The sequence below is a fragment of the Aeromonas sp. QDB25 genome, from assembly GCF_027707725.1.
Taxonomy (GTDB): Bacteria; Pseudomonadota; Gammaproteobacteria; order Enterobacterales; family Aeromonadaceae; genus Aeromonas; species Aeromonas caviae.
This window is the reverse complement of the sequence record NZ_JAPCIZ010000006.1, coordinates 16,650-27,465: the sequence shown is the minus strand read 5'-3', so window position 1 is coordinate 27,465 and position 10,816 is coordinate 16,650. Positions and strand designations below refer to the sequence as shown.

Sequence of the window (10,816 nt, the reverse complement as noted above, 5' to 3'; positions counted from 1 at the left end):
AGGCTGCCGTAGGTCCCGCTCAGGGTGCCCGCGGTCACCGCCGCGCCATCCGCCCCCTGCACGTCGTTGGTGATGACGTTGCCATTGAGGACCAGGTTGTTCTCGCTCGCCGCCGTCGGGTTGACGTCGCTCACCGCCGTCGGCACGTCGTCCAGCACCACGACATCCAGCCCTGCACTGGTCGTGTCGCCATCGAGGTCCGTCAACACAACGTTGAAGCTCTCCGTCAGAGCCCCATCATTTGCAGGTTTGTTATGTGTTTCGTTATCGTTCAGGGTGTAGCTGTAGGTCACGCTGCCAACCCCTGTCACCGGGTTGTAGCTGACGCTGGTCACCAGCAGTTGATTTCCCAAAGGACTGGGGATCCCCTGGGGGAAGGTGGTCAAGACCTGGCCATTGCTGATCAGCGTCACACCTCCCAGCGTCAGGCTTTGTACTCCATCTGCCGCATTGAATGTAAAGGTACTGCTCTTGGTCAAGGCTGCGCCATCGGAGGCTGAGCCATCCGGCAATGCGGCTTCATCAAGGACAAGCTCACCACCCTCGACCTGCAATCCATTCAGCGAGACAGGCTCATCTACAGGGGTGATGGTGATAGTCAGAGTGGAGTCGTTGGTATCATCCCCATCCGTTAAGGTGTAATTGACCGCAGGTACAGGGCCTGTGTAGTTCAGCGCAGGGGTAAAGGTATAGGAGCCGTCCGCATTGATGATCAGCGTACCAATCCCATCCAGCGTGCTCTCAACGCCAGCAGCAATTCCCTGATTGCTGCCCCAGCTATAGGAAATGACAGACGAATCAAGGGGACCATCCGGATTGTTGCTGTTGTCGAGCACATTGCCACTGATGGCCTGATCTTCCTGGGTGACAACAGACTCATCCTGATCATCGAGCTGATTCTCGGGCAGAAGATCGTCTTCCTGCAGCACATTTTGATCGATCAACGTGTCATAGCCGGTATCGAATCCGGCCTCGGCTATGGTCGCATCTCCGATGCGGTCTATGACAACAAAACCACCATTGCCACTGGCCCCAGCGACCCCGCCGATACCGCCACCACCACCGGCGGCAGGTGCCCCACCGGCAGCAGAGGCTTCGAAGTTCTTGGTCGGGTCAACCCCTTGCAGGATGGATTGTTGCAACGCCGCAATTTCTGGCGACACTTCAGGCGAGCCTTGCTGATGATTGGCAACCGATGAGGAAGATTGCCCCTCTGGAGGCATCTCTGTCCCTGCCGGGACACCATTGCCCTCTGCAGGTTTGTCATCGTAGGGCGCCAGCATCAATTTGGCATCATCAGCGATATTGAGTCTGGCGCCAGGCTGCAGGATCTCGCCAGGCTGGAGAGAGCGACTGCTGCCATCGGCAAGCAGGATCTGAACGTTGCCTTCTACGGAAGAGACGACCACGGTTTTGTCGATGATTTGGGTGCGCATATCCATTGCTCCAGGGTGACAGATCTTGATGCCTACACTCTAGATACGCCCCCGTCCTGCTTCCGTTGCAAAAATGTACAGGGTTGAGTCTCTTTGACTTCATCCGATGCAGCGAATCGAACGAATATTTTTTACATATAAAAATCAATTAAGTAACAGCGCGAGTTTTAGTGATATTACCTATATGTCGCGTAAAAATGATGTACATATTCTAAACAGATATAAAAAAGGGCCCTTAATGGGCCCCTTTCTATCGAGTTGTACCGCTTATACCAGTGGAAATGCAGGGTGAACGAACCCCTGATAACCATCGATATGCAAACTGGACAACAATTCAACCTGCCGTTGATCTTCCACCCGGGTGGCGATGGTCGTGACACCCGCGTTGTGGGCAGCCCGACAGACAGCCGCCAGGAAGGAGGTATCGGCGCCCGGTTCCATGACCTGGCTGGTATACCCGTGGTCCACCTTGACATAGGCGGGGGTCAGCTCTTCCAGATAGCCGAGGGACTGGAAGTGCCGGCCATAGTGATCGACCCCCCACAAGAAGCCGTGCTCTCGCAACAGCTCAACCAGATGAGTCACATACTCTTTGTGTTTCATGATGGCCACTTCCGGGATCTCGAACAGCAGTCGCTCCTTCAGCTCCACGTTCAGCGACAGATAGCCTCTGAGCCATGTCAGGAACTCATCCGAACAGAGAGAACCCGCCGTGATATTGACTGCCAACACCAATTCCGGTTGCTGCTTGAACAAGGGGACGCAGGCTTCAAGCACCGCCTTGTCAAACTCGGCCCCCATCTTGAACTGCTCGATCGCAGGCAAGAACTGCCCTGCGAAGTAATCCGTTCCATCTCGCGAGATGGCCGCGAACAACTCGGCATGCAGGCGGGTACCATCATCGAAGCGGCATGCAGGCTGTGCCTTGAAGCGCCAGAGATGTCTGGCAATGGCATCCTGCACCAGGTCTCGCCAGGCAAGGCGTCCCATCAGTCCCTGCTCATTGCCGCCTTCCATCACGACGGCACCGCGCCGCTCATTGCGCGCTTTGCCAAGGGCGTTATCCGCCTTCGTCAGCAGGGCCGAGAGATCGTCATTGCCATCACGGCCAGCGATGCCGACGACGGACAGCGCTCCGCTTTCTCCCATGGGATTGACAACCAGATCGGCGATACGGCTGTTGATGAGCTCCGCCAGCTCCTTGAGCTGAGACAGATCATCGGTGGGGCAGAGCAAGGCATACTCCGTCGCCGAGATCCGGGCCAGCGCCGCGCCATCCCAGCCATCCAGCAATTCCCTGAGCACCTGTGCAATGGATTTGACCATGTTGTCCCTTGCAGCAAAGCCCTCTTCCCGATAGAGATCGTCTAGCATGTCGACGGCCACCAGCATGACCCCGCCCTGCCCGGCCTCCGCAATCCAGGCATTGACCTGCCCGACGAAGTAAGAGCGGTTGCCAAGCCCGGAGACGGCATCCACATAGACGCGGGCTCGCAGATTCTCGGCCTCGTCGGCCTGCTCTTTGAACTGCACGGCAAGCTTGCTGGAAAGGGTATTGATGGCCTGTACCACTTGCCGCAGCTCGCGGGTCTTGGGCTCGGGAATGGCGTGGCCGAAATGGTGCAGCTCGATTTCAACCGCCTGATCGCAAATCAGCTTGAGCGGTTTGAGCAGATAATTGAGCGCCCGCATCAGCAAGAGAGTGGTGACGAGAAAGCCGACCAGAAACCAGGTGGCCAGTTCGCTCATTCCTTTCCATAGCTCGTAGTAGGCTTGTCCAGGGTGGCCGACGACCTTCAGCTTGCCCAGTTGCAGCCAACCCGACGTCAAAATCGATTCATTGGCCACTTCAGGGAACAGCTCCAGCCCAATGAACCACTGTGGGACTCCTTCGATATGGCTGCTGTTCTCCAGCTCGATGACATCCTTGGAGGCCAGCAGATCGAGACGGACCAGCTTGTAGTAACCCCCGTCGAACACCGCCTTGATCACGGATTCGGCACTGACCTTGTCGCCGTTCTCCAGATAGGGGGTCAGCGCCAGACCGAGTGCGGTGGACGTATTGATGACGGTGGTCTCCTGCTGCTGCGCCAGGTAGTTGCGGGTCGAATTGAATTGCACCCAATAGGTGGCGGCAAACAGCAATCCGAACAGCAGCAGCATGGTTGCCAATAGTTGTCTGTAGAGCGTCATAGGTTAATCATCCAAATTGACCGCAGGCCGAGCCAATCGCCCCGATGTCATGCGATTGCGTAAGTCTGTCCATAATCCCAAGCGGGATGATTGCCCGGCCAGTTCCCCTTGACCACGCGCTTTCATCAGCCACAAGTGACTACCGTTAAAACTGTAAATTGGCAACAAATCCGCCCGTTGGGTCGCCGGGCGAATTGATCCGACAAGATTGTCCAGAATCAGGGGTACTGCCGCAGGCGTCTCATAGTAGGCAACCACCATATGAAACTGGTTATAATCCAATGCCTTGACATATACCATTCGCATTTTTTCATCAGGGATGCCAAGTTCCAGCAAGGTAAAATACTTGGAAATGCTGAAGTCTTCACAATCTCCTCCCGCTGCGCCCAGAAATTCCAGCGGTGTCGCCCAATAATCCTTCTTGTGCCACAACTTGATGTCATCGATGAAACGCATCTGGTTGAAGAACTGGTTCACCTTCTCCAGCTTCTGCCGATCCGTCAGCCCCGCCGCCTTGTTCTGCATTGCCAAAGTGCGCCAGCTGGTGACCCGTTTACCAGCCCTGGGGCCATAGGTCTCCTCCGCGCGCTTGACCAGTTTCATATCCTCCGGTGAGAGAGGCTGGCTGGCGCTGAGCAGCAGGGGGATCGCCAGCAGGGCCAACCACAGCAGGCGAACCCGCCAGGACGCACGTGCACCTGCGACAGCTCGATACCCATCACGTCGGCTCCAGCCTGTCGATGCCACTTCTTTCTGTGTCATGACGCCGCCATCATCCCCTGACCGCCGGACGCATAAAAGAATGACTGCAGCATGCTGCAGCCATTCCCCTTGCCTGATATGGCATCAGTGGCAGGGCCATCAGTTGTTGTTGGCCTGCCATTCAGCCGGTTGCTGCACATTCAGGGCATTGAGCAGACCACCGGTGGCATTGAGGATACGATAATCCGCCAACAGGGAGTCGTACTCGGCCGTGATGTAGCTGCGGCGAGCCTCGAACAGTTCGTTCTCCGTGTTCAGCACGTCCAGCAAGGTCCGTTGGCCCAGGCCGAATTGCTTCTTGTACGCCTGTACGGTGTCATAGCTGGCGTCCACGTGCTCTTTGAGGAAGACTTTTTGCTTGGCCAGCGACTCTTTGGCGTTCCAGGCGAGGCGTGTCCCCTCTTCCACCTGACGGAAGGCATTCATGTGAATGTCTTTGGCCTGGGAATAGAGCGCAGAGGTTGCCTTGCTTTCTGCCAGATCGGACCCACCGCGGAACAGGTTGTAACGCATCCGGACCATGGCGGTGAGATCGTCGTTACGGCCTTTGACCGCATCGATGTCCTCGTTCCAGTTCTGATCCACTTCAAAGGCTACGTTCGGGTAGAACCCGGACTTGGAGCCTTCATGCTGGTACTTCGCCTCTTCGATGTCCTGCAGGGATGACAGCAGGGTCGGGTGAACCTCTGTTGCCGTCTTCAGCGCATCTTGCAGTGTTGCGGGCAGGAGTTGGGTGTTCGGTACTGGCTGAACGAGATCCTTGGGCACTTCATTGACGACACGGATGAACTCGCTCTCGGCATCCCGATAGTTGTTCTCCGCCGCCGCCTGATTGGAGTAAGCCCGAGCCACACGACCGTCGATCTGGGTCTGGTCAGCGGTCGACCCCAGACCGGAGTCGGTCCGTTTCTGGATGTCACTGCGGATCTGCTCGTGGGTTTCAAGGTTCTGCTTGGACAGCTCCAGGATCTCCTGCTGACGCAGCATGTTGAGATAGACCTCGGCCACGCGCAGGGCCGTGTTCTCCGCCTCGGAGATCATCGCCAGGCGTTGGGCCTGGGCGGCGGCATCGGTCCGTGCCACGTTGCTGCTGACATCAAAGCCGTCAAACAGCATCTGGCGAAGGCTGATCCCGGCCTCCTTGCGCGTCATGGAGTCATCGATCGTCTGTGAATTCGGACCTGCGGCACGGGTCGAGGGACTGTCAGTCTTCTCGTAACCGACGCCACCACGCAGATCGATGGTGGGGTAATAGCCGCCCTTGGCTCCATCATGCTGATACAGTCGTGCCTGATAGAGATCAAAAGCTTCCTTGATTTTCGGATGGGTAGCCAGTGACTGCGCCACTGACTGTTCCAGCGTCTGTGCCTGGCTCAGGCCCGGGAACAGTATGGTGCCACTAACCAGCATGGCAACAATCGTCTTCTTCATGGTATCTCCAGTCATGTTGTTTTTAGATTGTTGGCTTATCGTTCTCTCAGTGCCGACTGCTTAGCCCTCAAGATGGGTTTCAGCAAGTAGTCTAGGACACTTTTTTTACCAGTAATAATATCTGCACTGGCTAACATACCGGGGATGATGGGAAGTGCGTTAAGCTCATCGCCCAGATAACTCTTCTCGGTTCGTACTCGCACCAGATAGAAGGAATTGCCCTCCTCATCCTGGATTGAGTCGGCACTTATCTGTTCAACCTTGCCATGTAAACCTCCATAAATAGTGAAATCATAGGCAGTTATCTTGACCACGGCCTCCAGTCCGGGTCTGAGGAACGCGATGTCCTTGGGCGACACCTTGGCTTCAACCAGCAGGGTGTCTTCCAGCGGCACTATCTCCATCAGGTCCATGCCCGGCTGAACGACCCCACCCAGCGTATTAATCTTGAGCTTCTTGATGGTCCCCTTGAGAGGCGCGATCACACTGGTACGATCGACTCTGTCCCTGAGGCCGACCTGGCCCTCTGACAACTGGCTCAACTTGCCTTGACGTTCGTTCAACTCGGTCTGGGAGTCCGCCCGGAATTTCAAGGCGATATCATTTCGCTTCGAGATGGTCTCCCGCAGTACCGAGTTGAGCTTGGGCACCAGCAGGCGGTTCGCCTCCAGCTCCCCTTGCATTTCGTTGACCTGCCGCTCCAGTTTAATTAGCTCCACTTGAGGAACTATACCCTCTTTTGCGAGAGGACGGCTGATGTTCAGCTCCTGACGAGCCAAATCAACGCTGCGGCCCACGGTCCGGATCTTGGCATTGAGCTCTATGGTCTCCTGCTCTTTTTGCTCGATCTGCTGTCCCAGAATGTAAAGCTGGTTCTTGAGGTTGTTTAACCGCGCCTCCTGCACCGACCTTTCACGGGCGGCATATTCGGCAAAGACATTCTCGTACCCTTCGGGGAACTCTATGGGTTGCTTGTCGATGGCTACCTGTTCACGCCACCCCAGATTGGGCTCGTTCTTGACCACCACGCTGCGAATTTCGGCGCGCAGGCGGGCGATATCCCCCTTGAGGGTGACCAGCTCCTGCTCCCGTTCGCGAAAATCCGACTTGAAGCGGGTATCGTCGATGCGCAGCAGCGGCTGTCCCTTCTCGACGATGTCCCCCTCCTTGACGAATATCTCCTTGACGATCCCCCCTTCCAGGTTCTGGATCACCTGCAATTGGCGCGACGGTATCACCTTGCCCTGGCCGACGGTCACTTCATCCAGCTCTGCCCAGGCTGCCCAGACGATGGCGCTGACAAAAAACAGGAAGCAGGCCCACAGCAGGACTCTGGCACGGGTGGGTGTCGTCAGCAGCACGGCGGCGGCGCCGTCATCCACGTACTCAAGATGCTCGGGTGCAGGCAAGACCGTATCTGAGGGCGTTTTCTTGAACCAGTGGTTAGCCATTCGCCGTCTCCTGCACCCGCACCTTGCCTTCCTTCAATTGCTGCAACACCACCTCTTTGGGACCGTCCGCCACTATCTTCCCCTGCTCCACGACGATGACCCGGGAAGCGACATCCAGCATGGAGGTCTTGTGGGTGATGAGGATAAGGGTGGTTTCGGGGCCGAGCCGCGCCAGCTCCTGCTTCACGTGCATCTCTGACTGGTTGTCCATGTTGGAGGTCGGCTCGTCCATCACCAGAATGGGGGGATCGTTGAGCAGGGCGCGAGCCAGCAGGATGGACTGACGCTGGCCACCGGAGAGCTGACGTCCCCCTTCGCCTATCTGTCTGTCGAGACCGTTGGGATCCCGGTTGGTAAAGTTGGTGACCCCGGCCCGCTTGGCGGCGCGCAAGACACGGGCATCGTCCACCAGGGGATTGCCCAGCATGATGTTGTCCCGTACGGAACCAAAGAAGAGGGTCACATCTTGCGGCACACAGCCGATGTTGCGGCGAATGATGGTCGGCGGCAGTTGGTCCAGCTCAAAGCCATCCAGACGCACTAGGCCGTCAGTCGGGCGATAGAGACCCATCAGCAATTTCTCCAGCGTGGTTTTACCCGCACCGATCCGCCCGATGATGGCCACCTTCTCACCCGGCTCGATGCGCAGGTTGATGTTGTGCAGGGTGCTGCTCTCCATGCCCGGATACTTGAAGGAGACATTTTCAAACTCGATGCGCCCCTGGATGACCGGATGGTGGATGTACTGCCTGCCCTCCTCCTGCTCACCCGGCGTCATCATGATCTTCTCCAGGATCTCGAGCGCCGACTTGGCCTGGTTGTAGCGGGTGGAGAGTACCGAGAGCTGCACCATGGGGGCGATGGCCCGGCTCGACAGCATCACGGCCGCTATCATGCCCCCCATGGTCACCAACCCTTCCGAGATCTGGTAAACACCGACGATCACCAGTCCCACTGTCACCACCTGCTGGATGTAGCTCGCCAGAGAAGACATGGAGTTGGTGATGCGCCGGGTTTGCACGCCCCAGGTCGAGATGTGGGACACCGCCTGCTCCCAGCGGTGCTGGAACATGCTCTCGGCCCCGAAAATCTTCACGGTCTCAAGGCCCGAGATGCTTTCGATCAGATTGGCGTTCTTCTGAGAGGCGAGTCGGGAGCCCTCCTCGATGGATTGCTTCAGCGGTGCCTGAATGTAGAAGCTGTAGGCCACCAGGATCAGGATGGCGATGATGGGCACCACCACCATCACACCGGCGAAAATCCAGATGATGAAGAGGAAGAAGATGGCAAACGGCAGATCGATCAGGGTGGAGACGGTGGCCGACGTGAAAAACTCGCGCACCGATTCAAACTCCTGCAAGTGCTTGGCAAAGGCACCGGTCGACGCAGGCCTGGACTCCATCTTCATGCCCATCACCTTGGCAAAGATTTTGGCCGACAAGAGCACGTCGGATTTCTTGCCTGCAATATCGATGAAGTAGCTGCGCAGCTGGCGCATCACGAAGTCGAAGGTGAACACCACCATGGCTCCAACCGCCAGCACCCAGAGGGAGTCGAATGCCAGGTTGGGCACAATCTTGTCATAGACGTTCATGGTGAACAGGGGGCTGGCGATGGCAAACAGGTTGATGAGGATCGAGGCCACCAGCACATCCCGATAGATACCGCGGGACTCGAACAAGGTGCTCCAGAACCAGTGACCATCACGGGTCTCCAGCACTTTGGGCGAGCGCTCATCAAACTTGAACTGCCGCTTGACGTAGAACAGACGACCATTGTACTCGTCACCCAGCTGGGCAAGACTGACCCATTGGGCCGCGTCTCCGGCCTGGGGAAAGATGACCCTCGCCTGGGTCCGTTCTTCATTCCATTCAAGCAAGATGCAGGCGCCGCCATTGCGCGTCTGCAAGACGCAGGGCAGCAGCAGGGAGGAGATCTGTTCAAGGGGCTGGATCACTTCGCGGGCAGAGAGACCGCCCCGCTCGGCGGCACGACTGAAGAGCGCCGTGCTGAGACGCCCGGAGACCAGTGGCAAGCCGGTGGTGAGAGCATCCTGACTGTTGGGCACCCCATAAAAGCGGGTCAAAAAGACCAGGCACTCCAACAGTTCATCTATATGGCTGGTTTCTGCTTGCATAGCATCCCATCAAACATGATTCAGAAGGTTGTCTCGGGGCCGAATATCCAAAGCCCGGCGGCGATCCGGAAAAACAGAACAGACCTCGCCACCCAGACCCACAACCCGATTAGCGCACAGAGCCGGGACACTGCATGTCTCGCCTCCCTCACAGATTTTCATGCCGGAAACGGAGGGGACATGCCGGGCACCTGATGTTGCCAAGAAATATGCCACCCGGTTCGAAGAGACACCGCCCGGTATACAAACTGCAAAGAGTTATTGATAACTATATCTTTTTTTAAGCCGACCATCTTATCAAGGTGACTTGAACGAAACTATACTCCAAAGACTGAATTTCATCTAATAACCCACTGTTTTTTTGACGAAATTAGAGTTGGCACTCGCCTGTGGAAGGGAGAGAAAAAGGGCGTCCCAGGCAGTGTCCCTGAGGGCCTGAGCGTGCCAGCGCCGCGGCAATGGCGGTCATGGCGCTCCAGCGATTCTCGCACCAGGTGGGGGCCAGCAGGGTCGGGCGGCGCGCCGACGCCGAGACCCTGTGATAGACCACCTCGGGAGGCGTGTACTGGATCATGGCGACCGCCGCCGCCACATACTGCTCCATCGTCAACACATCCAGCCGTCCCGCCTGCCACGCCTTGCCAAGAGTGCTCCCCTCCACCACATGCAGTGGGTGAAGCTTGATGCCCTCGACGCCGGTCTCCACGACACGGTGGAGGGTTTCCAGGCTGTCCATCGGCACCTCGCCGGGCAGGCCGACGATGAGATGGGCACACACCTTGATGCCTCGCAGATGGGCTCGGGCAACGGCATCGGCATAAGCGGCATAGCCGTGACCCCGATTGATGCGTTGCAACGTCTTGTCGTTGGCACTTTGCAGCCCGAGCTCCAGCCACACCTCGTAACCTCTGGCCTGATAATCTGCAAGCAAATCCAGCACCGCATCGGGTACACAATCAGGGCGAGTTCCGACGCAGAGCCCCACCATGTCGCTCACCGACAAGGCTTCTTCATACATGCGCTGAAGGTACTCCACTTCGGCATAAGTACTGGTATAGGCCTGAAAGTAGGCCAGATAGCGCCTGGCCCGGGTCACCTCGTCCCGGCGTGCCAGCAGTTGCTGCACCACGGAGAGTTGCTGGGCCGACTCGTCGGCAAAGGAGGAGACATTGCAGAAAGTGCAGCCACCCCGCCCCAGGGTGCCGTCCCGGTTGGGGCAGGTAAAGGCCCCGTGAATGGAGAGTTTGTGGATCTTCTGGCCGTGGCGTTGCTTGAGATCCTGGCCAAATGTATTGATGAGTTCGTGTAACTGCATGACACCTCCGAAATGAGGTGTCATTCTAACGACGCTGCCCGGCGGGCAGGCTGCGCTGGATCAATCCCGCTCTCTACCCAAAAATCATATA

General features: G+C 57.3%; 7 protein-coding genes. All 7 read right to left on the bottom strand.

The window, feature by feature from the left end; genetic code table 11:
• The coding region (locus PG883_RS03480; protein WP_270806970.1) for a retention module-containing protein at positions 1–1,436 on the bottom strand (1,436 nt) is incomplete at its 3' end.
• A gap of 267 nt (positions 1,437–1,703) precedes the next feature.
• Entirely contained in the window at positions 1,704–3,629 is a 1,926-nt protein-coding gene (locus PG883_RS03475) for an EAL domain-containing protein (RefSeq protein WP_128296819.1), read from the bottom strand.
• 3 nt (positions 3,630–3,632) lie between these two features.
• On the bottom strand, positions 3,633–4,376 hold the full coding sequence (locus tag PG883_RS03470) for a transglutaminase-like cysteine peptidase (RefSeq protein WP_372587294.1): 744 nt from the start codon (positions 4,374–4,376) through the stop codon (positions 3,633–3,635).
• Between the two features lie 114 nt (positions 4,377–4,490).
• On the bottom strand, positions 4,491–5,822 hold the full coding sequence (locus tag PG883_RS03465) for a TolC family outer membrane protein (RefSeq protein ID WP_128296820.1): 1,332 nt from the start codon (positions 5,820–5,822) through the stop codon (positions 4,491–4,493).
• A gap of 35 nt (positions 5,823–5,857) precedes the next feature.
• Positions 5,858–7,273, bottom strand: coding sequence for an HlyD family type I secretion periplasmic adaptor subunit (locus tag PG883_RS03460; protein ID WP_069785226.1), 1,416 nt, complete (start codon positions 7,271–7,273; stop codon positions 5,858–5,860).
• Positions 7,266–9,410, bottom strand: coding sequence for a type I secretion system permease/ATPase (locus PG883_RS03455; protein ID WP_039040368.1), 2,145 nt, complete (start codon positions 9,408–9,410; stop codon positions 7,266–7,268). Before PG883_RS03455 ends, PG883_RS03460 begins: the two co-directional genes overlap by 8 nt.
• A 370-nt stretch (positions 9,411–9,780) precedes the next feature.
• On the bottom strand, positions 9,781–10,725 hold the full coding sequence (locus tag PG883_RS03450) for a TIGR01212 family radical SAM protein (protein ID WP_128296821.1): 945 nt from the start codon (positions 10,723–10,725) through the stop codon (positions 9,781–9,783).
• Between the last annotated feature and the right edge of the window lie 91 nt (positions 10,726–10,816).

Excerpts from the sequence above, each read along its gene's own strand:
- PG883_RS03450 (WP_128296821.1), bottom strand. The coding sequence starts at position 10,725 with ATGCAGTTACACGAACTCATCAATACATTTGGCCAGGATCTCAAGCAA.
- PG883_RS03455 (WP_039040368.1), bottom strand. The coding sequence starts at position 9,410 with ATGCAAGCAGAAACCAGCCATATAGATGAACTGTTGGAGTGCCTGGTC.
- PG883_RS03460 (WP_069785226.1), bottom strand. The coding sequence starts at position 7,273 with ATGGCTAACCACTGGTTCAAGAAAACGCCCTCAGATACGGTCTTGCCT.
- PG883_RS03475 (WP_128296819.1), bottom strand. The coding sequence starts at position 3,629 with ATGACGCTCTACAGACAACTATTGGCAACCATGCTGCTGCTGTTCGGA.
- PG883_RS03465 (WP_128296820.1), bottom strand. The coding sequence starts at position 5,822 with ATGAAGAAGACGATTGTTGCCATGCTGGTTAGTGGCACCATACTGTTC.